21 protein-coding genes are annotated in these 22,771 nt (G+C 52.8%); 16 read left to right on the top strand and 5 right to left on the bottom strand.

Features of this window, described 5'->3' with window-relative positions; all coding sequences use genetic code 11:
• The first annotated feature begins 342 nt into the window (after nucleotides 1–342).
• The 10 genes from purH (at nucleotide 343) to RB620_RS24155 (ending at nucleotide 12,666) form a co-directional block, all read left to right on the top strand.
• Nucleotides 343–1,890: a bifunctional phosphoribosylaminoimidazolecarboxamide formyltransferase/IMP cyclohydrolase gene (purH, locus tag RB620_RS24200; RefSeq protein ID WP_308098886.1), complete on the top strand. Its 1,548-nt coding sequence runs from the start codon at nucleotides 343–345 to the stop codon at nucleotides 1,888–1,890.
• A 108-nt stretch (nucleotides 1,891–1,998) separates the two neighbouring features.
• Entirely contained in the window at nucleotides 1,999–3,264 is a 1,266-nt protein-coding gene (purD, locus tag RB620_RS24195; RefSeq protein WP_308098884.1) for a phosphoribosylamine--glycine ligase, read from the top strand.
• 187 nt (nucleotides 3,265–3,451) lie between these two features.
• Nucleotides 3,452–4,453, top strand: coding sequence for a polysaccharide deacetylase family protein (locus tag RB620_RS24190; protein WP_308098882.1), 1,002 nt, complete (start codon nucleotides 3,452–3,454; stop codon nucleotides 4,451–4,453).
• A 48-nt stretch (nucleotides 4,454–4,501) separates the two neighbouring features.
• Nucleotides 4,502–5,977: a hypothetical protein gene (locus RB620_RS24185; RefSeq protein ID WP_308098880.1), complete on the top strand. Its 1,476-nt coding sequence runs from the start codon at nucleotides 4,502–4,504 to the stop codon at nucleotides 5,975–5,977.
• A 26-nt stretch (nucleotides 5,978–6,003) separates the two neighbouring features.
• Entirely contained in the window at nucleotides 6,004–6,774 is a 771-nt protein-coding gene (locus tag RB620_RS24180; RefSeq protein ID WP_308098878.1) for a response regulator transcription factor, read from the top strand.
• Entirely contained in the window at nucleotides 6,771–8,183 is a 1,413-nt protein-coding gene (locus RB620_RS24175; protein WP_308098876.1) for a sensor histidine kinase, read from the top strand. The genes RB620_RS24180 and RB620_RS24175 overlap by 4 nt, the downstream gene beginning before the upstream one ends.
• A 313-nt stretch (nucleotides 8,184–8,496) precedes the next feature.
• Nucleotides 8,497–9,315: an alpha/beta hydrolase gene (locus RB620_RS24170; RefSeq protein WP_308098874.1), complete on the top strand. Its 819-nt coding sequence runs from the start codon at nucleotides 8,497–8,499 to the stop codon at nucleotides 9,313–9,315.
• Between the two features lie 396 nt (nucleotides 9,316–9,711).
• Entirely contained in the window at nucleotides 9,712–10,806 is a 1,095-nt protein-coding gene (locus RB620_RS24165; protein ID WP_308098872.1) for a DUF3048 domain-containing protein, read from the top strand.
• A 225-nt stretch (nucleotides 10,807–11,031) separates the two neighbouring features.
• Nucleotides 11,032–11,643, top strand: coding sequence for a DUF47 domain-containing protein (locus RB620_RS24160; protein WP_308098870.1), 612 nt, complete (start codon nucleotides 11,032–11,034; stop codon nucleotides 11,641–11,643).
• A gap of 24 nt (nucleotides 11,644–11,667) precedes the next feature.
• The gene (locus tag RB620_RS24155) at nucleotides 11,668–12,666 is read left to right on the top strand and encodes an inorganic phosphate transporter (protein WP_308098868.1); all 999 of its coding nucleotides are present in this window, start codon (nucleotides 11,668–11,670) and stop codon (nucleotides 12,664–12,666) included.
• 80 nt (nucleotides 12,667–12,746) lie between these two features.
• Here RB620_RS24155 and RB620_RS24150 read toward each other — a convergent pair whose 3' ends face one another.
• The gene (locus RB620_RS24150; protein WP_308098866.1) at nucleotides 12,747–13,370 is read right to left on the bottom strand and encodes a hypothetical protein; all 624 of its coding nucleotides are present in this window, start codon (nucleotides 13,368–13,370) and stop codon (nucleotides 12,747–12,749) included.
• Between the two features lie 200 nt (nucleotides 13,371–13,570).
• On the opposite strand from RB620_RS24150, the gene RB620_RS24145 reads away from it, so the two are divergent.
• The 6 genes from RB620_RS24145 (at nucleotide 13,571) to RB620_RS24120 (ending at nucleotide 21,537) form a co-directional block, all read left to right on the top strand.
• Nucleotides 13,571–13,861 carry a YerC/YecD family TrpR-related protein gene (locus RB620_RS24145; RefSeq protein WP_308098865.1) on the top strand — a complete coding sequence of 97 codons (291 nt, stop codon included), beginning with the start codon at nucleotides 13,571–13,573 and terminating at the stop codon, nucleotides 13,859–13,861.
• Between the two features lie 12 nt (nucleotides 13,862–13,873).
• Nucleotides 13,874–14,659 carry a sirohydrochlorin chelatase gene (locus RB620_RS24140; RefSeq protein WP_308098864.1) on the top strand — a complete coding sequence of 262 codons (786 nt, stop codon included), beginning with the start codon at nucleotides 13,874–13,876 and terminating at the stop codon, nucleotides 14,657–14,659.
• Nucleotides 14,660–14,679: 20 nt separating this feature from the next.
• A complete protein-coding gene (locus RB620_RS24135) occupies nucleotides 14,680–15,588 on the top strand; it encodes a diacylglycerol kinase (RefSeq protein ID WP_308098862.1) in 909 nt (302 codons plus the stop codon).
• Nucleotides 15,589–15,895: 307 nt separating this feature from the next.
• Nucleotides 15,896–17,389 carry a 23S rRNA (uracil(1939)-C(5))-methyltransferase RlmD gene (rlmD, locus tag RB620_RS24130; protein ID WP_308098964.1) on the top strand — a complete coding sequence of 498 codons (1,494 nt, stop codon included), beginning with the start codon at nucleotides 15,896–15,898 and terminating at the stop codon, nucleotides 17,387–17,389.
• A 770-nt stretch (nucleotides 17,390–18,159) separates the two neighbouring features.
• A complete protein-coding gene (locus RB620_RS24125; protein WP_308098861.1) occupies nucleotides 18,160–19,266 on the top strand; it encodes an AAA family ATPase in 1,107 nt (368 codons plus the stop codon).
• 3 nt (nucleotides 19,267–19,269) lie between these two features.
• Nucleotides 19,270–21,537, top strand: a complete 2,268-nt coding sequence (locus RB620_RS24120; protein ID WP_308098860.1) for a S8 family peptidase — start codon at nucleotides 19,270–19,272, stop codon at nucleotides 21,535–21,537.
• 39 nt (nucleotides 21,538–21,576) lie between these two features.
• Here RB620_RS24120 and RB620_RS24115 read toward each other — a convergent pair whose 3' ends face one another.
• The 4 genes from RB620_RS24115 to RB620_RS24100 are packed head-to-tail and all read right to left on the bottom strand — an operon-like array spanning nucleotide 21,577 to nucleotide 22,416.
• Complete coding sequence (locus RB620_RS24115; RefSeq protein ID WP_308098859.1) at nucleotides 21,577–21,684, bottom strand: stalk domain-containing protein; 108 nt, start codon at nucleotides 21,682–21,684, stop codon at nucleotides 21,577–21,579.
• Between the two features lie 37 nt (nucleotides 21,685–21,721).
• On the bottom strand, nucleotides 21,722–21,883 hold the full coding sequence (locus RB620_RS24110; protein WP_308098963.1) for a hypothetical protein: 162 nt from the start codon (nucleotides 21,881–21,883) through the stop codon (nucleotides 21,722–21,724).
• A gap of 60 nt (nucleotides 21,884–21,943) precedes the next feature.
• On the bottom strand, nucleotides 21,944–22,213 hold the full coding sequence (locus tag RB620_RS24105; RefSeq protein ID WP_308098857.1) for a hypothetical protein: 270 nt from the start codon (nucleotides 22,211–22,213) through the stop codon (nucleotides 21,944–21,946).
• A 38-nt stretch (nucleotides 22,214–22,251) separates the two neighbouring features.
• Nucleotides 22,252–22,416, bottom strand: a complete 165-nt coding sequence (locus RB620_RS24100) for a hypothetical protein (RefSeq protein WP_308098855.1) — start codon at nucleotides 22,414–22,416, stop codon at nucleotides 22,252–22,254.
• Between the last annotated feature and the right edge of the window lie 355 nt (nucleotides 22,417–22,771).

Below are 22,771 nucleotides of genomic sequence, written 5' to 3'. Positions count from 1 at the left end.
AGCGACTAAGGTGTTTCCACATTTCCACATTTGAGGGCCCATGCATTCGCGACCGACGGATCGAGTAACGAGAAGCCCGTTAGTCGCGCTATGCAAATCGAAAAAACAACCGAAGTCTAACGGACGCTAGAGACGTTATTTGTCCAAAAACAAGGCGTTTGAAAATCTAACGGACCAGAACGATCTTATTACGCGATCTGGATGCGGAAATACCGGTTAATTGCACAAATAGCGGCGCTCTGGTCCGTTAGATTTAAAATGAAGGTCGTTTTGTCGAAATAAGGTCTCTCAGATCCGTTAGAGATACAGTCTATAAATATACCAATCGAGGAGGACGATAACGTGGCAATCCGCAGAGCGTTGATCAGCGTGTCCGACAAAACGGGCATCGTTGAATTTTCGAGAGCACTCGCCGAGCAAGGCGTGCAAATTATTTCGACCGGGGGTACGTTTAACCTGCTGGAGAAGGAAGGCGTGCCGGTCATCGGCATTTCCGACGTGACGGGTTTCCCCGAAATCATGGACGGCCGCGTGAAGACGCTGCATCCCGCGGTTCACAGCGGCTTGCTAGCGGTCCGCGACAACGAAGAGCATCAGAAGGCGATGAAGGACCTGGGCCTCGATTACATCGACCTGGTCGTCGTCAACCTGTACCCGTTCAAAGAAACGATCGCGAAGCCGGACGTGTCCTATGAAGACGCCATCGAAAATATCGACATCGGCGGACCGACCATGCTTCGTTCCGCGGCCAAAAATCATGCGTTCGTCACGGTCGTCGTCGATTCCGGCGACTATGCAACCGTTGTGGAAGAGCTGAAAGCCGAAGGCGATACGACGCTTGCAACGCGCAAGCGCCTCGCGGCCAAAGTATTCCGCCACACGGCTGCGTACGACGCGCTCATCTCCGACTATCTCTCCAAGCAAACGGGCGAGCCGTTGCCGGAGACGTACACCGTTACGTACGAGAAGGTTCAGGATCTTCGTTACGGCGAGAACCCGCATCAGAAGGCTGCCTTCTATAGCAAGCCGCTTGCCGCGGCAGGCAACGTGACGACGGCCGAGCAGCTGCACGGCAAGGAGCTTTCCTACAACAACATCAACGACGCTAACGCGGCGCTTTCGATTCTGAAAGAATTCGACGAGCCGGCCGTCGTAGCCGTAAAACATATGAATCCTTGCGGCGTAGGCATCGGAACGACGATTCACGAAGCCTATCAGAAAGCCTACGAAGCCGATCCGACGTCGATCTTCGGCGGCATCGTGGCAGCGAACCGCACGATCGGAGCCGATACGGCGGAGCTGCTCGGCAGCATCTTCCTCGAGATTATCATCGCGCCGGATTACACGCCGGAAGCGCTCGACATTCTCACGAAGAAAAAGAACATCCGACTGATGAAGCTGGGCGAGCTCACGGCAGCCGCCGAACGCAAGTCCGAGTGGGTCGTGACGTCCGTGGACGGCGGCATGCTGGTGCAAGAAAGCGACGTGCACAGCATCTCCGAAGCGGACCTGCAGGTAGTCACCGAGCGCCAGCCAACTGCGGAAGAACTGAAGCAGCTGCTGTTTGGCTGGAAAGTCGTGAAACACGTGAAGTCGAACGCGATCCTGCTGGTGAAGGACGATATGACGGTAGGCGTAGGCGCCGGTCAGATGAACCGCGTCGGAGCGGCGCGCATCGCCATCGAGCAAGCTGGAGAAAAAGCGAAAGGGGCGATTCTCGCTTCCGATGCCTTTTTCCCGATGGGCGATACAGTAGAGCTGGCGGCGAAAGCCGGCATTCGCGCCATTATTCAACCTGGCGGCTCGATCAAGGACGAAGAGTCCATTGCGGCCGCTAACGCGAACGGAATCGCGATGGTATTCACGGGTGTACGCCATTTCAAACATTAATCTCATTCAGCCCTACCTTCGGCCATTCGAGGATGGGCTTCCAGAACGGCAATGAACGGCCTGACCGCAAGGGGCAGGCTTTCTCCACTAGGGAAGGGGTCATCTATCATGCGTATCTTGGTAATTGGAAGCGGCGGCCGCGAGCATACGATCTGCTGGTCGCTGAAGAAAAGCGATAAAGTAAAAGAGCTGTTCTGCGCACCGGGGAACGCGGGGATCGCTCAGATCGCCGAATGCGTGCCGATCGCGGTATCCCAATTCGACGAGCTGACTCGTTTTGCGAAGGAAGCGTCGATCGATCTGGTGTTTGTCGGCCCCGACGATCCGCTGGCGGACGGCATCGTGGACGCGTTCGAGGCGGCCGGCGTACCGGCATTCGGCCCGAACAAGCTGGCCGCGGAAATCGAAGGCAGCAAAATTTTTATGAAAAATCTGCTAAAGAAATATGATATCCCGACTGCCAAATACGAGACGTTTACCGATTACGAGTCGGCTTCCGCCTACTTGAGCGAACAATCGACGCCGATCGTCATCAAAGCGGACGGCCTTGCCGCGGGCAAAGGCGTGACGGTCGCTTATTCGATGGAAGAAGCGGAGACGGCGCTGCGCGAAGCGATGATCGACAAAGTGTTCGGCGAGGCGGGCAATCAAATCGTGATCGAGGAATTCCTCGAAGGACAAGAAATGTCGATTCTCGCCTTCGTGGACGGCGAAACGGTGAAGCCGATGGTTCCTGCGCAGGACCACAAGCCGATCTTCGACGGCGACAAAGGACCGAATACGGGCGGCATGGGCACTTATACGCCGCTCCCGCATATCGATCAAGCGATCATCGACGAGTCGATCGCGAACATCATTATCCCGACCGCCAAAGCGATGGTCAGCGAAGGGCGTCCGTTCCGCGGCGTGCTGTTCGCGGGCCTCATGATTACGAAGGACGGTCCGAAAACGATCGAGTTTAACGCGCGCATGGGCGATCCCGAGACGCAGGTCGTGCTGCCAAGGCTGAAAACCGATCTTGTCGACATCGTTCTAGCGGCGATGAACGGACGTCTGGGCGAGCTCGATATCGAATGGAGCGACGATGCGGCGGTTTGCGTCGTGGCGGCGTCCGAAGGTTATCCGGGCTCGTATCCGAAAGGCCGCGTCATTACCGGCATCGCGGATGCGGAAGCGCAGGGCGCGCTTGTCTTCCATGCGGGTACGGCGATGAAGGACGGAGCGTTCGTGACGAACGGCGGACGCGTGCTTGGCATCGTAGGGCGAGGCCGCGATATCGCGGAAGCCCGTGCCCGCGCGTACGAGGCCGTCAGCGTCATCCAGTTCGAAGGGAAACAAAATCGGTCGGATATCGCGGCGAAGGCGCTTCGTTAATCGACCGGAAGAGACGGTCATCATCACGATCGATATCCATTTCGCCGGAATCCGCGGGCACTGCCCGCGGGTTCTTTTTTATTTGCGGCAAGTGTCGCTATTTCTCGAACGGTGTTACTCTTTTGTAACTCTCTGAATCTATTCTTCCGATAAGATGAATCTATCAGCAGAGTAGAAGGTGAGAGAGATGGAGAAAACGAAAAAACGGCGTCGGAGATTGGCACTTTTGATCGTACTTGTCGCAGTCTTGATTTGGGTGGCGGGATGCGCTACGGGGCAATCGATGTCAATGGGGCTCGGGGCGATCGTGCCTACGGTCGAGAAAGGCGGAGAGGTCATCCAAGGAGGTACGGGGCCGGGGACGGCGAACGGCGGAGGCGCAGACGGGAATCAAGGGGGAACGATTACGGGAGAAGCGAGTGGAGGATCAACGGACTTGGGCAACGAAACAGGCGAGCATGCCGTTCTTCCCGTACAGCCGGGAGACGAGTCTGGACAAGCCGGCAACGGAAACGGCAACGATAACGGCGGAAACATAGGCACCGGGCATGCCGGGGAAGAACAACCGGCGAAGCCGACACCGCCTGCTGACAGGCCCGGCACAAGCACGGAAGAAAAGAAGCTAGTGGCGCTCACCTTCGACGACGGACCGGATTCCAAGTATACGACGGCGATTTTGGATACTTTGAAGGAGAAAGGCGTCAAAGCAACATTTTTTGTCGTTGGCCAGCAAGTGGCCAAGTACCCCGAGGTGCTGCGGCGCATCGCGAACGAAGGGCATACGATCGGCAATCATTCGCAAAATCATAAGGATTTGAAGAAGCAGGATAAAGCGGGCATCCTCTCGCAGATCGACCAAACGGACCAGGCCATCCTTGAAGTGCTCGGCGAGGTTCCGACGTTGTTTCGCGCTCCGTACGGCTCCGTGTCGGATACGCTGAAGCAGGTGCTGAAGAACAAGGGTCGCAGGCTTGCGGGCTGGACGGTCGACACTAGGGACTGGGCGGGCACTTCCGTATCGGAAATGCGCGAGCTGATTATCCATGACACGAAGCCTAATGGTATAATATTGATGCATTCATTCGGAGGCAAACATATTAAGAACACCGTTCAGATGTTGCCGGACGTGATCGATGACTTAAGAGAGCTGGGATATACGTTCGTAACCATGGACGAAATCCCGGAATAAACGATAGGCAAGAATAGACGAAAAGCAAGAAAGGAGATCGCCTCAGCCATGCCGCGCACATCCAGTCTTCACTCCATAACATCCCGAGACGGCGGCGACGGTTCCGTCAAAAAAAGGATCGTGCTGCCGGCGATGCTCCTGTTATCCCTTCTGCTAGCCGGCTGCCAATATACGGCGGCTCCCGCTGATCTGCTCCGGAAGCCGCAGATATCGGCCGACAAGGAGCAGCTGCTGGCCGCGGTGACGAAGGCTCTGCCGGAGTTCAGCATCATGATGCTGCCTCATTCGGACAACGGGCAGGAGGCCATTCGGCTGATCGACCTGGATGGTGACGGAGCGGACGAAGCGGTCGTCACCTATTACAACGAATACAGCTCGCCCGAGATCATGGCGCTGCGGCTAACCGAGAATGGCTGGAGGCAATGGCTGCTCGTCGAACAGCCGCTGGCCCGGGAGATGACCTGGCTAAGCATCGAAGATATGGACGGCGACGGAACCAAAGAGCTGGCGGTAGGCTGGACCGGCGCGTTCGACAGTCCAGCCGTACTGGAGCTCTACTCGTTCCAAAGCAAGGCCGTGCGCAACGACAAAGGCAAACTTAAGTTACCCCCGTCCGCTTCTCTTCCGTTCAGCTTGGCGGAAACGGCGGATCTGGATCGTGACGGCAATACGGAGCTGGCTGTGATCAGCGAATCGTCTTCGGCAGGCGCGGCGGCCGAGCTCGTCGTGCCGGTATTCCAGCTGACGATGTACACGTGGGAGGACGGGCGACTAACGTCAAAAGCAAGGACGACGCTGCCCGAAGGCGTAAGTTTGTTCGATCGTATGATTATGGGCAACATCTCCACGCGGCATCAAGGTGTCGTTCTGGAAGGCGGAACGGGCGCCCATAGCCTGTTGACGTTTATGTATGCCTGGAACGGCCGTCAATTGACGCTGGTTTATCCCACGCCCGAGCTAGAGAAACAAGGATACGGCTTCTCCGGCAAGCCGACATTCAGCGAAGATATGAACGGAGACGGCATTATCGAGCTCCAGCGGACTTGGGAGGCCCCCGGACACGAGGGCGTCCCTTATTCCGATTCCCTATGGATGAACGAGTGGTTGCAATGGGACGGACGAACAAGCTTTAATAAGGTCGCGGAGCAGTACGTAGATCCAAGCTATGGAATAAGGCTGGACATTCCGGAATCGTGGAAGGACAGCTATACGATGGTGAAACCTCCCAGGGCCAGTTATGGCATTGTCACCTTCCAGTATTACAATGCGGAAACGGATGAAATAGCCGACCTGGCTACCGTCTATGTGGTCCCGCTCAGCCAGTGGGAAGGCGTCGAGCATGTATGGAGGGACGAAAAAAGGCTATTCCGTTCGCTTGGCGTGCATAGCGGCAACCAGTATGCGGTATCCTTCCACGAAGACGGCCTGGAATCCTTGACGGCTGCTTCGCGGTCGGACGCGCAAGAGATGCTGAAGGTTCGGGACTCGTTCTCCGATTACTTAAGCATCGACTTTGCAGAATAGGACAGATAAGAGTGGCGGTGCAGACGATGCGAGTATTGTTGTTAGAGGACGAGGAATCGATCCGGGGATTCGTCCGGATCAATCTGAAGCGGAACGACATAGCAGTTACGGAAGCGGAGAACGGCGAGGACGCGCTTGCTTTCGCGCAGTCGGAAGGTCCGTTCGATATCGCGTTGCTGGACGTTATGCTCCCGACCATCAGCGGCTTCGAAGTATGCGAGAAGCTGAGACAGCGATATCCCCGTATGGGAATTATTATGTTAACCGCGAAATCGCAGGAAGAAGACAAAATCCAAGGCCTCGAGCTTGGAGCCGACGATTACGTTCAGAAGCCTTTCAGCCCGGGTGAGCTTATCGCCCGCATCAAATCGTTGTACAGGAGAATGAACGCGGAGCGGCAGCTTGTTCCGCCGGGCGATCGGGAAGCGGCCGCCCTGTCGGAACCTGTCGCCGATGGGATGGGCGACACGTCCAATCATGATCATCGCGACTTAACGAGCGGACCGTTCCGCCTATCCGTCGCGCAGAGAAGGCTGTGGAAGAGCGGAAGGGAAGTCGTGCTTACGCCAACCGAATGGGCGCTTGTCAGACTGCTCATGGAACGCGAAGGAGAGAGCATAAGCAGGGATCATATTTTGACGGAGGTGTGGGGCCGGTATTACGTAGGCGATCTGAAAGTTGTTGACGTCAACATCCGGCGCATTCGCCAGAAGCTCGAGGCGAGCCCTTCGGAGCCGGCCTTCATCGAGACGGTATGGGGCTACGGATACCGGTGGAGACGGGGCATTCCGCAATGAGAAGCATTAAAGCCAAGATGGTGTGGAGCTACCTGCTGCTGATCGCGATGGTCGTAACGGTGCTTGGCGCGGCGTTCGCCGTGTTGATGTGGAACTATTATTACGGAAGCGCCCAAAGCTCCGTGAAACAGCGCGCAGAATCCGCGATATCGCAGCATAGCCGTTCGCTAGCGTCGCTTAGCCTGCATGACCAGGCCGATTATTTGCTTCAAAATATGGCCGATGGCGGTCCGACCCGGATCCAATTGTTAAGCAGTACCGGCGAGGTTCAGGTCGATTCGGACGGGTTCGCCCCCAAAGTCCGGTATTCGTCCGACGATGTCAGGAGCGCGATGGCGGGCAGCACGGGGACATGGAGCGGCGTCGATCCGTATTACGGCGAAAGGGTAACTTCGGTGACGATCCCGCTGCTGGGCGATACGCGGGTCGTTTCTTTGCTTCGATATACCTCTTCGCTCGAGAAAATCGACAACATGGTCAATCAGTTGATCCAAATGGCCGTCATCGTTGGCATATCCGTCGTACTGCTGTTCCTGGGTCTTAGCTTGTTCCTGGCGCAGCGAATCGTGAATCCGATTCAAGAACTGACGCGGGTGGCAAGGTATATGGCGGACGGGGATTGGACGAAACGGGCGACGAAGCGGAGCGGAGACGAGATCGGCCAGCTTGCCGAGACCTTCAATGTGATGGTGAGCGAGCTGAACAAGCGGGAGAAGCTCAAAAACGATTTTATTTCGTCGATCTCGCATGAGCTCCGAACGCCGCTTACGTCGATCAAAGGGTGGAGCGAGACGCTTAAGGAAAGCGAGCCGACAGGAGACGACGAAGAGGTGAAGCTCGGCCTGTCCATTATTAGCAAGGAGACCGAGCGTCTCTCCGGCCTCGTCGAAGATCTGCTCGACTTCTCCAAGCTGTCCAGCAGCGCAATGGAGCTTCATACGGAGCTTCTCGATCTGAACGGACCCGTGAAGGAGACCGTCAGACAGCTCGCGGTACGGGAAGAGAATACTCGCGTGAAGCTGATTGCCGCTTATGCGGCAAGTCCGATCGTCGTATGCGGCGACGCGAACCGGCTCAAGCAGGTCATCATCAACTTGATCGACAACGCATTCAAATTCACGCCGCCCGGCGGAACGATTCGCGTGGCGACGACGGTGTCCGAAGAACGAGAGCAGGCGCAAATCATGATCGCGGATACCGGGAGCGGAATTGCTGCCGAAGATTTGCCGCATGTCACGGAAAAGTTTTATAAGGCCAGCACCGGTCAAGGCGGTTCCGGCCTTGGGCTTGCTATCTGCAAGGAAATTATCGAGCTTCACGGGGGCGAGCTGCAGATCGACAGCGAGCGGGGGGCGGGCACGATCGTGACGATTTCCCTGCCTCGCGTGAAGGATCACGCTACTCCTTGAAGAACAGCAGCTTTCGCCTAGCGATGACATACAGCACGGCGATGATGACTCCGGCACCGAGCATGACCGACAGCCAGTTATCGCGAAGCCAAGCAATCCACAACGGCATCCCTTTCCACCTCCTGCGCTTGCGCGAGTATCCGGGCCTTCCATAAGGCTCGGTTTTTTTTAGTTTGTTCCGATGATGGGAGCTCCATTCAAGCGAACCGTTGACAGCCATCCGAGGAAGTGATAGGATGAATACAATTAATTCAAAGTTATCGGGTAGGAATTATTGTATATAAAAAGCAAGGCGTGATCGGGAGGTACGATTATGGAGAAACAAATAACGTTGACGCATGACGGATTGGAACTAAAGGCTACGCTGCATTACCCTGTCGGTCAACATGACCTGGAGGCCAAAAAACAGGCGATTATCATTTGCCACGGATTTATCGGTAGCCGGATTGGCGTGGACCGCTTATTCGTGAAGGCGGCAAGAGCGCTTGCGGCGCAAGGCTCTTACGTGCTCCGATTCGACTATGGCGGCTGCGGCGAGAGCAACGGGGATTACGGCGCTCTCGGCTTCAATTCCATGATCGACCAGACGCGAACGGCCATCGATTACATGCACGGCATGGATTGCGTGGATCCGCGCCGCATCGTACTCCTTGGACACAGCTTGGGAGGCGCGGTCGCTCTCATGACGGCGGTGAAGGACAAACGGGTGAAACGGCTCGTTCTGTGGTCTGCGGTTGGCTATCCGTTCAACGATATCGTCCGGATCGTCGGACGTTCCAGCTACGATGAAGCGGTAACGAAGGGAAGCACCGATCATGCAGGATATTCGCTTCAACCGGTGTTTTTCGACTCGCTTATGCAACATCAGCCTTTCCAGTCGGCCACAAGATTCGGCGGAGAAGTGCTGCTCGTCCACGGTACGAGCGACGAGCTTATTCCCGTCGATTACAGCTTCTTGTACCAGAAAGTGTTCTGGACGCGCAGCGAAGGGCTTTGCGATAAAGAAATTATTTTCCAAGCTGGACATACGTATTCCTCGAGGCCGCATCAGGAAGAGGCGATTCGCGTAACGTCGGAATGGTTGTCTGGTTTGGACCGCAAGCAGCAGGAATGGCATCATTGGTCCATCTAACATGAACGGAGCAGCCGCTCGCACAGAGGCTGCTCCGTTTCTCGTTGCAGGGACCTTCTTTGCGATTATCGGCAACATTTTGTCGAGACAACGCAGCCTATCCTATGATTAAATAATAGGTAGACGGAAAAAGATTTTAAGAATGGATGTTCAAAAAGTCCGGTTTTCAGCACCGAGAAGATTGGATGAAGCTAGAAAATGAGAAGCGGAGCGCAGTGTAAGCTACGTGAGCACCTGCAATGTTTCCGGAGGAAACATACTTCGTAAGCATTCGCTTAGTTTCGGCTGAATTCAATATTCGATGTCGAATACGCAACCTGGTATACTTCGTGATCAAAAGTGGATTTTTTGAACTACCTTTATGATTGCCAACTTTCTAGCAAAGGCGGGGTACTCATGAACAACCGATTGCGGACGTCGCTGGCGACGTTGCTGGCCGCATCCCTTCTTGTCGCAGCGGCATGCAGCGAAGCCAAAGACGCCGTAACCAACGTGAACCAAGAAACGACGACTGCGCCGACCGCCATGGCGACGCCTTCTCCGAGCCCGACGCCGCTTCCCTACATAGCGCCGTTAACCGGCTTGGGACTGGAGCAAGAAGCGAAATCGCGCCCTTTGGCCGTCATGATCAACAATTTCTCGGCGGCTCGCCCCCAGTCGGGTCTGTCGCAAGCAGATGTCTTGTGGGAAGTTCTTGCCGAAGGCGGCATTACGAGATTGGTCGCGATCTTCCAAAGCGCCGATACGATGACGGATACGATCGGTCCGATCCGAAGCAACCGCAAATATTTGATCGGTATCGCCGACAGTTATGGCGCGATTATGGCGCATGCAGGCGGCAGCCCGGAAGCGTATGGCATTTTGCAGAAACAAGGGAAACCTTATCTGGACGAAATTACGAATGCCGGATCTTACTTCTGGAGAAGCAAGGACCGGAAGGCGCCGCATAACCTTTATTCGACGCAGGAGAAGCTCCGTGAAGGGGCGGCGAAGAAGAAATACGACGAGAATGTTCCCGTACCCGTTTACAAATTCTCTCCGAATGGCTCGATTATGGAGCAAGCCGGAACTACGGAAGCTCGCGACATTACGATCAATTTCCTTATGGACAATTATAAAGTAGGTTACCAGTACGATGAGACCAGCGGGCTTTACAAACGTTCCATCAACGGAGAGCCCCATATTGATCTGAACAATAACGAAACGCTGTCGGCGGCGAATTTGATCGTGTTCGAGACCGGCCATAAGACGCTCGACAACGTCGGGCGGCTCTCCGTCGATTTGGAGTCGGGCGGCGAGGCGTATTTGTTCCAGAAAGGCAAGAAGATGGACATCGATTGGGTATCGGCTCCTGACGGGATGATCCGGTTCGCGACGAAGGACGGCGCCGAGATTGCGCTCGTGCCGGGGCATACGTTCATACACGTCGTTCCGAACAAGCCTGCCCTCGCCGAGCATGTCGAATGGGTACAATCCGGCAGGGCAGGATAAACTACGAAGGTAGCGGATTGGCAAGGAGGAGATTCCGTTCATGGAATCTCCTTTTTTTATCGCCCGGAAAGCGGATTTGAGATTTGGCTATTGTAGTGGCGCGGAAAATATGTTTAAATTTTTCATGGACGTTTACATTCCCTTAACAATTGTGGTGTACACTACGTTAGGGCAAGTTTCTGTCCAACAGAACCATACCATTTTCTAGTTGATAAGGGGATTGACATGTTTAAGAAAAAGGACATTTTTTTCACATCGCTCGAAGAAATGGCGGACACGCTGGTTGAAGCCGTAGAATATTTTGCGGCCGGCGTATCGGATCTGTCGAACCTGACGGCTTTCGCCAAGAAGATGAAGGAACTGGAAAGCAAATGCGATCAGTACACGCACACGATCTTGAAAGAACTGAACAAAACCTTCATTACGCCGATCGAGCGCGAGGATATCATGGAATTGACCACCTCGCTTGACGATGTCCTGGACGGTATCGAAGCTTGCGCCTCGCGGTTCGAGATGTACAACATTCGCGAGAAAGACGAATACATTACGTTGTTCGCGGATGTCATCGTGCGCTCCGCGCACCAAATCCGCAAAGCGATCCAGCTGCTGTCGCAGAAGAAGCTGCTCGCGATGCGCGAACATTGCATTGCCATCAACGAACTGGAGAACCAAGCGGACGATCTGCTGCGCGTAAGCGTCACGACGTTGTTCAAAAACGTGCAAGATCCGATCGAGCTGATCAAGCGCAAGGAAATTTACGAGAGGCTTGAGCAGACGACCGACTACTGCGAGGATGTAGCCAATACGCTGGAATCGATCATCATGCGCAACAGCTAATCCAGAGGAGCAGGAGTCGTACACATGGAGATATACGTATTATGGATCGTCGTTTTCCTAGCGCTTGCGTTTGACTTTATAAATGGTTTCCACGACACCGCCAATGCCATCGCGACCTCGGTCTCGACACGGGCGATCAAGCCTAAGCTAGCCGTGCTCATGGCCGCGGTCATGAACTTCGTCGGCGCCATCACGTTCACAGGCGTCGCCAAGATGATCGGCAGCGGCGTCGCCAATCCGGCCGAGCTTGAATTCGGCATTGAGATCGTCATCGCGGCATTGCTTGCGGCGATTGCCTGGAACCTGATTACCTGGTGGTTCGGCATTCCATCCTCGTCCTCCCATGCGCTCGTCGGCTCGCTTGCCGGCGCCGTTATCGCGGGAGCGGGATTCGAATCGCTGAATGCCAGCGGATTCATCGATATTTTGAAAGCTCTTATTATTTCACCGCTGGTCGCGTTCTCGCTTGGTTTCATTATTATGTGGCTTCTCAAGCGCATCTTCGCGAAGAGCAGCCCGCACACCATTAACAAAGGGTTCCGGGGCGGACAAGTCATTACGGCGATGTTCCAATCGTTCTCGCACGGCACGAACGACGCACAGAAAGCGATGGGCATTATCGTATTCGCGCTCGTAGCCGCGAACGTGCAGGATAGCACGGATCATATTCCGTTCTGGGTTCAGCTTTCCGCTGCGATTGCTATGGCGCTCGGCACCTCGGTTGGCGGATGGAAGATCATCAAGACGATGGGGACCAAAATTTTCAAAATCGAACCGATTAACGGTTTCGCTGCAGATATCGGCTCCGCGGCCGTAATCCTGACTGCGACGATGATTCATCTTCCGGTCAGTACGACGCATGTTATTACGTCTTCGATTCTCGGCGTCGGCAGCGCGAAGCGATTCTCGGCTGTCCGTTGGGGCGTAGCCGGAAGAATCGTGGTCGCTTGGTTTATTACGATTCCGATTACCGCGATTTTGGCGATGATTTTCTTCTGGATCATCAAAGCGTTGTTCCTCTAGTCAAAAACACAGCTCCCATTCATCGTCATGATACAAAATCATGCCGAGATGAACGGGAGCTGTTTTTCTTTTATTGTCGCTTATCTTCTGCGTCTAGGGCGGCTGCGCCTCTTCACCGAAGCGCCGCTGCGAGGGCGTCTGCCGCTGCTGGGACGGCGCTTGCGAGCTTTCGGACGGGAGATGCCGGAGCCCTCGTTGCCACCTTCGCTCGAAGACGATTTTTTGCCGAACGACCCCATGAACACCTTCATGAGCGGAGCCATCTGAGAAACGCCGCTGACGACCTTCTGCACTTTGGTCACCGTCGATAAGATGCCATCGAGCCCGCCCATGCGATCGACCAGCCCTTTGATTTCGGTCAAGTTAGCGTACTTTGTCAGATTCGCGAGGGAGAAGCCGCCGCCCGAAGGCTTGGGAGGCGCCCCAATCAGTTGGTTTTGCGCCTGAGGCAATACGGCAGGGAGAAGACTCGGATTTCCTTCACGTTGTACGATGTGCGGCGGATAGGTCAGCTGCTGTTGCTGCTGTTGCAGAGGCGCGTCATCGTATTGGAAGCTGCCGTGCAGACCGCTATATGGACGGTTCAGCAGGCTCTGGCCATGCCGATGGGCGAAGCCGTGCTCGCTGCCGATTACGTTCCCTTGACCGCTCCCTTGACCGATGCCGTGCCCGTTGCCGGCGCCGGGATTTTGATTTGGATTCAAACGGATCACAACCCTTCTTTTCCTTTAGCTTATGGCATAGGCAATCGCTCGGATTGGACGAATGTCCCGATTTCACAATAAAATTTATAGTTATTAGCCCGTCTATTCTTCCGCTCTTCAATGCGTGAAAACGGTAATGTTTGAACAAATGGCTACAAAAGGATACAATAGGACTATAGTAATCATGGGAGTGAATGCGCATGCAGCTGAAGAAGCTGAACGATAAAGCAATTGACCAACTATTCGAGGCGATCTTAACCTTGAAATCGGTGGAGGAATGTTATATTTTCTTCGACGATCTTTGCACGGTGAACGAAATTCAATCCTTGTCCCAGCGGCTTGAAGTGGCTCGGATGTTAGGCAAGGGAAGTACATACAACCAGATCGAAGCGGAGACGGGCGCGAGCACGGCGACGATCTCCCGCGTGAAGCGGTGTTTGAACTACGGCAACGACGGGTACAAGATGGCACTGGAGCGTCTCGGCAAATAAGGAGGCGAAGCGGTGAATCGACCCGGCATACTAGTCGTAAGCCATGGATCCAGGGAAGAGAATTGGATCAAGCTCGTTGACGAAGCGGTGAATGCGGCTACAATAGGAGCCCTAGTCCCCGTCGTTTCGTCGTTCCTCGAGATCGTAAGCGGAAGGCTGATCCAAGACGGAATCGACGAGCTGGAACGCAGAGGGGTTAACGATATTCTCGTGGTACCGTTGTTTGTCTCCTCGGGGAGCACGCATGTCGACGAGATCGGGCAGGCGTTCGGCTTGCCGCCGCTGTCCGATTTGGAAGGCGATCTCGGAACGTTCCGGGTCGAAGCGAAGATCACGTACGGCAAGCCGATCGACAATGATTCGGAGATCGCCGAGCTGCTGCTCGCGAATATCTCGGATCTGTCGGAGAACCCGGAGCGGGAAGCGCTGCTGCTCATCGGGCACGGCAGCAAGGAGCCGGTGTTCCACGAGCGATGGCAGGCTGGATTGTCCGGGCTCGCCGAACGCCTGCGGCTGCTTGGCGGTTATTCGCGCGCGGACTACGCGATGTTATTGCCGGATATGGCCGCCGATCAGCTTCGTGCGATGAAAGAAGCCCGGCCTGAACAAGCGGTCATTGTCGTACCGCTGTTTTTGAGCCCGGGTTATTTTACGAATCACGTTATTCCTTCCAGGCTGAGCGGTTTGGAATATCGATATAACGGCCAAGCGATGCTGCCTCATGCTGCGATCGCACGTTGGCTGAAGCGGCAGATGTCGGAGTGGCTCCATTCTATCGGACATGCCGGCAATGTTTAGTAAGGAGGAGCGAAGTTTCGATGAAACGGGCAAGACTGATCTATAACCCCACTTCGGGCAGGGAAGAGATGAAGCGCAGGCTTCCCGACATCCTGCAGCGACTCGACCAAGGCGGCATCGAAGCGACTTGCCATGCGACGATCGGCGAAGGGGATGCGACGATTGCCGCGGCGGATGCCGCGGACCGCGGGTACGATATGATTATCGCCGCGGGCGGGGACGGTACGCTGTACGAAGTGATCAACGGGCTCGCGAACAAGCCGAACCGCCCGCCGCTTGGCATATTGCCCGTAGGCACGACCAACGATTTCGCCAGGGCGACCGGCATCCCGAAACATTGGGAATATGCTTGCGATCTCATTATCGGGCAATATACGAGACCGATCGATGTGGGCAAGGCGAATGAACGGTATTTTATCAATATCGCAGGCGGCGGGTCGCTCACGGAACTGACCTATGACGTGCCTAGCAAGCTGAAGACGATGATCGGCCAGCTGGCCTATTATATGAAAGGTCTGGAGAAGATGACCCGCCTTCGGCCGACGGAGCTGAAGTTCGAAGCCGCGGGCATCGGCGAATTCCATGACGAATTCATGATGTTCCTGATCTGCAACAGCAATTCCGTCGGCGGCTTCGAGCGGCTCGCGCCGGAATCGAAGCTGGACGACGGGCTGCTCGACGTGCTGCTCATCAAACGGATGAACTTGGCCGAATTCATTCGGCTCGTAACGCTCGCGCTTCGAGGCGAACATCTGAACGATTCGCATGTCGTCCACTTCCGGACGAACGAGCTGAAGGTGACGACGCCGGACTATGTGCAGATCAACCTTGACGGGGAGTACGGCGGGGTGCTGCCGTGCAACTTCTCCGTCCTTCCGTCCCATCTTCAAATCTTCGCGGACGAGAGCGGGGAGTCGACGTACCGGTAACTCGGCGGCGGATGGCCGGATGGCCCGGACAAAGGATCGGCTGTGGGTACGAGTGCGAGTGCCGGGATCATATAAACCATTCTGCAGCTTTCGAATGCAGCTAGTCGCGACAGACTAGCTGTTTTTCGCTGATTGCGGCGATATGCGGCACGAATGGATAAGAAGGAAGATCGGAACGATGACGAAACAAAAACATAAAAGCAAAGGCCCGAAAGGGCCGCAGCGCGGAGGCGCGGAAGGTACGAGGCCGGGAGGACGCAAAGACGAATTGGCGAAAGCAGCCAGAGGCGGAGCAGGCAAACCGGCGATGAATCCGGCAAAATCGGGAGGCCGTCCGGCGAGGGTTTCTTCGGCTCCGGCCAAAGAACACGACGGTCCGTTCGCGAAAAACGAGCAAGTGACGCTCGACGTGATCGGCCTGACGCATGACGGCGAGGGCGTCGGCCGCGCGGACGGGTTTACTCTGTTCGTTCAAGGGGCGCTGCCCGGCGAACAAGTGAACGCGCGCGTCATGAAGATGAAGAAACAGTACGGCTACGCCCGGTTGGAGAAGCTGCTAACCGAGAGCCCCGATCGGCTGAATCCGCCTTGCGACATCTACAAGGAATGCGGCGGCTGCCAGCTTCAGCATTTCGATTACGAGGCGCAGCTGGCTTGGAAGCGCCAGCATGTCATAGATAATCTGACCCGGATCGGGAAGCTTACCGTTCGCGAGAACGAAGGCGACCGGCTAGGCAGCGCGGACTTCGGCGTACAGGCTGAGCGACAAGGCATCGTCGTCCATCCGACCATCGGCATGGACGATCCTTGGCGCTACCGGAACAAAGCCGCCGTGCCGATCGGCGCGGCGGGCGAAGGCGGCGAGCTGGTTGCGGGATTCTACGCGCGCGGAACGCATCGGATCATCGACATGGACGATTGCCTCATCCAGCATGAGCATAACGACGAAGTGCTTCGTGTGGTGAAGCGTGTGGCGAAGGAGCTGCGCATCCAGCCGTATGACGAGCAGACCGGCCAAGGCGTGCTGCGCCATGTCATGGCGCGTACCGGCGTCGTGACCGGCGAGATCATGGTCGTGCTCGTGACCAACGGCAAGCGGCTGCCACGCCAACCGGAGTGGATCGAGGCGCTGCGGGCGGGACTCCCCGGCCTGAAGAGCATCGTGCAGAACGTTAACACTCGCGACACGAACGTCATCTTCGGCGACGAAACCCGAACGCTGTGGGGAAGCGACGTCATCTATGACGAGCTGGACGGCATCCGGTTCGCGATTTCCGCCCGGTCGTTCTATCAAGTGAATCCCGCGCAGACGGTTGCCTTATACGGGAAAGCCGTCGAATATGCCGCGCTGACAGGCAACGAGAACGTCATCGACGCGTATTGCGGCATCGGCACGATCAGCTTGTTCCTGGCACGGAAGGCCGGCCATGTATACGGCGTCGAGATCGTGCCAGAGGCGATCGAGGACGCGAAACGCAACGCGGCGCTGAACGGCATCGACAACGCGACCTTCGAAGCGGGGCCGGCCGAGGTCGTCATCCCGCGCTGGCGCAAGGAAGGCGCGAAGGCCGACGTCATCGTCGTCGATCCTCCGCGCAAGGGCTGCGACCCGGCGCTGCTGGAGACGATCCTGCAGATGGAGCCGGAACGCGTCGTCTACGTCAGCTGCAATCCGTCGACGCTGGCGCGCGATCTGCGCGTGCTGGAAGACGGCGGCTACCGCACGGTGGAAGTGACGCCGGTCGACATGTTCCCTTGGACGGTGCATGTGGAGAGCGTGGCGGTGTTAGTTCTGGATTGATACAATGCCTGAGATTCCTTGATGGTAGCGGTATTTCGGGTTGTGCTACACGTTGTTCATTGTTACTGGGACAGCCTGAGAAATTGCCCGTTGATGTGAATCTGATGTGAAAATGAAAAATAACGGACGATATTCGAAGATAATTCGACATAAACGAGAAGAAAACAGACACCGAGGATAACGTGCCACCAGGCGCGTCTGTTTCAGTTAGTCTTCTTAAAATAATAAAGAGCCGTTAACGGGTGCTTCCCGAGCGGCTCTTTTCATATTAGCAGTGATCGTCAATGCCGTTGGACCAGTTCACTCATATTGCCGACCTGCCTATGTGTCTCCGCTCCCAACCCTCTGCCGTTACCACCATGCCGTCTTTCTTCCCAATGTAACGATGCTCGGCCAATTCCCTAAGCGATGCGTCGATCAGAGCGGTGGTAAGGCTGGTCATCCGGCTGAGCCGATTTCGATCTAGACGATACGGGTAATTCCTATATTGGTTCCATAAATGTATATTCTTATAATATGCAAACAGGTGTTCTTGCTACAACCAAAAAAATTATCCCATCCGCGTTGCAGAACATCTAACGTAAAATTCTTCTTTCGTCACCTCACGAACACTTGTTCTTTTCAAATCTGTAGTTTATTATATCCATATAGGAAAATTCGATTGTATCATAAAACATATCATCGATCGAATTCAACTTGACTAAACCCTTTATTTTTCTTATTATTTAATCATTCGATGTAAATCGAATTAATCGGAGGTATCGAAAATAATGCAAAAAGTTCTGGAACATTTACCAAAGCTCATACGTTCATCGTTGACAAGTGATATGAAATCCGTTGAGCTTCTATCTCTTACGCTCATTAGGTTACTCAAAAAGGATCATCCCGGTATTTCAAATGAAATTGCAAAAGCATTATCTTATAACGATGTAGGGGCATCGGTTACAAGGGCCATCGGTATTGAACCCCCACCTTCTGACCGTGATAACTTCATGAGTTTGGCTCAGTTAAATGAGCCACCTTTGAATCCACCATACATTTTCCTAAATTCTCAAGTAACTCAGCTAGTCCAACGATTTATTTACGAGAGAAATCAGGGTGAAAAGTTACTCGCAGCTGGTGTCAGACCACCGACAAGTGTGTTGTTGTACGGACCACCTGGAGTAGGAAAAACAATGCTCGCTGATTATCTCTCGTATGAACTCTCACTTCCCCTGGTGACTTTGGACTTAGCTTCAACAATATCAAGTTACCTTGGAAAGACCGGTCAAAACTTAAAGAAAGTGATCGATTACGCTAAAAAACAACCATCGATCCTTCTTCTTGATGAATTTGATGCAGTCGCAAAACGTCGAGATGATCCCACAGATTTGGGAGAGCTTAAACGTATTGTAAACGTCTTATTAAAAGAATTGGAAAATTGGCCAACACATTCAGTTGTTATCGCTGCTACAAATCACCCTGAAATTCTTGATAAAGCAATATGGCGACGTTTTGATAGAACAATTGAAATGGGACTTCCTGACCGCAACGTAAGAGAAAATATTTTCAACACCAATTTGCCAACAGACATAATAGCTTTGGACAAAAACATGTATAAAATCCTTTCTGAAGTTACTGAAGGGCTTTCAGCCTCTGATCTTGTTCAGGTATGCGAACGGATCTTGAGGCAATTCATCCTAGATGGTGATCAACCAATTAAATACATTATCAGTGAACTTAGAAGTATCCATACAGATGGACGATTTAATCAATTATTCGCCCGTTCAGCAAAAGAGATCCTTGGAAAGTCAATTACTCAAGCTGAAATAGCTAAACTGCTTGGTATTTCAACATCCACCGTAAACCATCATTTGAAAAGTAAAAAGGAGGAATAGTTCGTGACAGATGAACAGAAGTTTTCACCGATCTTAGGATATGGAGAGAGGCTGATAGAACCAATACAGAGAGGAATGGGAGGGAACGAAGTCACATTCCCTCGAACCTATGATGAAGCTCGCCAGTATGTCAGTTCACAAATTGAATCGTTAGAGACAACGATCGCTACAATTTCGGCAGAAAAAAGAATGGAAGATATTGTTCTAACAGTTCGTTTAAACTCGAAGTTTCTTGCAAAATCCTATACTCCTAACACATTGTTTCGAGATGTGTCATTTGAAAACATTGGTTCAAGGCGTTGGATTTACACGGTCAATCAAGAAAAGAAATACAGTAAACTTCATTTTGTTAAAACCTCACAAAATAACCTTAACCGATTAAAAAGAATACTTGCTGATCAAGGGGCTGAATTAACTGATTCCTTTAAAAAAGATGTGCAGAAAATAGAGGAAATATCGCTCTTGAATCCATCAGAAGTTGCACTTGGGTTTGGCGAGGAATGGAGAGAAGGAAAGGCTGAATTAGTTTTACATCCGTATGGGCATGAAGACCAAGAAGCACTCGAAAAGATGAAACGATTACTTCTTCGTGCTGGTGTAAATGAAGAATCCATACGTATTAAGAGTTATCATAATGGACCAACCTTCATAAGTGTTTATTTAACAAGATCTGTACTTGAAGAAATTTCGGATTTCAATCCACTTAGGACAGCGCATCCAATGATGGTGGATCCCTTTCCCGAAATGAGAACATTTGGGTTAACTCCAGATGCACCACAACCGATAGCAGTAACTCAAAAATCCAGAGTAAAAGTGGGGATTTTTGATGGTGGCATTGACCCTACAAACCCGTTATTGATGAATTTCGCAACCGAAGGCCGTTCGATAGGCTCTGCAGCAGACCCAAGGGGTGTTAAACACGGCACAGCAGTTGCAGGAGCTGTACTGTATGGAGCACTGAATAGTTATTCTTCAGGTTCGACAGTGATAAAACCCGCCGTCACTGTCGAGAGTTTCCGAGTGCTACCAACTCTAAACCCTCACGATTTTGAATTATACGAAGCCATTGATATTATTGAGGAAGTTGTGCCTGCAAGACATGATATTAATGTCTTCAACATATCTCTAGGCCCGCGTGGCCCAATTTTGGACGATGATATTTCTAGATTTACTTACTCATTAGATGATCTTGCCTGGAATTATAGAAAACTTTTTGTAATCGCAGTAGGAAATGACGGCGAGCTTTCCGAACCGCTGAATAGGATTCAAGCGCCTGCAGACATGGTCAATGGACTCGGCGTGGGTGCATACGCTTATGATTTTGCTACTGGAGAGATTACTAAAGCCTCATACAGTTGCATCGGTCAAGGCAGGGAAGGTGGTAAAGTCAAACCGGATATTCTTGCATTTGGTGGTGATGCGAATACGCCAATACAATTGCTAAATGCAAACGAACCGGGCAAAAGATACCTGAGCGCAGGGACAAGCTTTGCAGCTCCTATTATTGCTGGTAAAGCCGGTGAAATTTTGGGAAGATGTGAACTATTTAGCCCGTTAGTTGCAAGAGCGCTTCTAATTCATTCAGCAACTCACCCAGAATATGTTGATAACAATATGGGGTATGGATATGTTGATCAATCTGTTGATGAGATGTTGTATTGTTCGGACAAACAGGTCACTATTGTCTACTCAAGTTCGATTCATCCGACAAGAATGGCAAAATTGCCGATTCCTTTCCCTCTAAACGCACAAAATGCTGGGACTATTGACTTGAGCTGGACTATTGCTGTTTTAACAAAGACAAATCCTCTTCATGTTGAGGACTATACTGAGTCTGCAATTCAAGACACTTTTTATCCCCATTCACGAAAATATCGATTTACGAAAGAAAACCAAAATGTCATAAAACATCTGGACAATGATCAAACCGATATCGAGAGACTATTAGCAGATAACTGGCGGAGGGGTGCTCTCCCTGTAACCAAAAGTCCAAACAGTTACCAAACTGAACAAGCTAGACGAGGTGAGCTGAAGTGGGATACTGTCGTCAGAAAATGGGATCGTGTAAGGTATTCCTCCCTAAATAATCCATTCCTAGTGTTGCACGGGATGGATAGAAACAATGGAATCGACCGTATGGACTACGCAGTAATAATAACCATATCCGCTGCGAGGTATGTAGGCAATTTATATGAAGACATTTTAGCTGAATATAGAGCATTGGAGCCAATACAGATCCGGAATGTAAATGAAATTATGATACCTGTTTAAATAACGAGCCCGCTAACCAAAAAGTTAGTGGGCTTTTCGTTATTTTTCGATGATCACAGTCCGATTCTCCCCGTCCCAATTCAACGTCGCCCCCAGCGCCTCCGCCACGGCCCGCACCGTCGTCACGCCATCCTGCAGCGTTCTCAACTCTGTCAGCAGTTTATCGTTGACGGTTCTCTTCTTATTATTGCTGCACTTTGGTCTTTTTCGTAAACAAAGAATCAAGCTTGTCTGCGGCCGCTTGGTCAGCGGATCGGAGGGCATGGCCGTAAACGTTCATTGTCGTGGATATGTCGCCGTGGCCGAGGCGCTCAGAGATGATCTTTGCATGAACGTCTTGGTTAATGAGCAGTGTGGCCGACGTGTGCCGTAGATCGTGGAAGCGGATATACCTGAGTCTGTTCCGCTAGATGTACGATCGGAACCAGAGGTATGGCCGCTCCTGGTGGAATGGTGTGCCGTCCGCGTGGCAGAATACGAAGTGCCATTCCCGTCCATCCCTGTCCATTTTCCACGCATCGCCAAGCTTGTCCCGCTCCTTCGCCCGGTGCGCATAGTATTCGCGCAGCTCCTCTAGCAAGGAGGCTGGCAATGAGACTTTGCGCTTCGCATTCTTCGTCTTAGGTTCCTTGACGATAAGCTCTCCCTTCAGTGTCATCACGAGGTTCTGCGACACGTCGATGATCCCGCTTCTCCAATCGATGTGGCGCCATTCTAGGCCAATTTAGCTCGCCGCGGCGCATACCGGTTGTGAGGGCATGCGTAATCATAATACGCCGTCATCTTCTGCGGTGCGATGTACTCGCCCGCTTCGACTTCCTCTTTGAATTTCATGTACTCCGCTGTCAGATACTCCTCCAGCCGTTTCGTCGTCTTCAACAATCCCTCGTCAAGGATCGTGATGGTCTTGGTCTTTCGGCCGTACTACCATATTTGCTGCACGACCTTTATTAAGGCTTCCAAAATAATGAATCTAGCAGAATGATTGCCTCGTATCTAAATAAAAGAGGTGAATTAGAATGAAATGGGAGAGAATAAAACACTTTGCCAAATTTATTTGGTTTCTGGGATACATAATTGGCGTATGCATTCTTGTTGGTTACCTAGCGATATTCATCCTGAATTACGAAAGTATCACCTTATAAAAATATAAAAAAGTGCTCTAATCTTTGGTAGAATGGTGTTTGTCGAGAACATCACCAACCAAGGAAGGAGCACCCTTAAAGTGAAGTCT

The organism is Paenibacillus sp. LHD-117 (genome assembly GCF_030929555.1).
GTDB lineage: Bacteria > Bacillota > Bacilli > Paenibacillales > Paenibacillaceae > Pristimantibacillus.
This window is presented reverse-complemented; position numbering and strand designations above follow the sequence as displayed.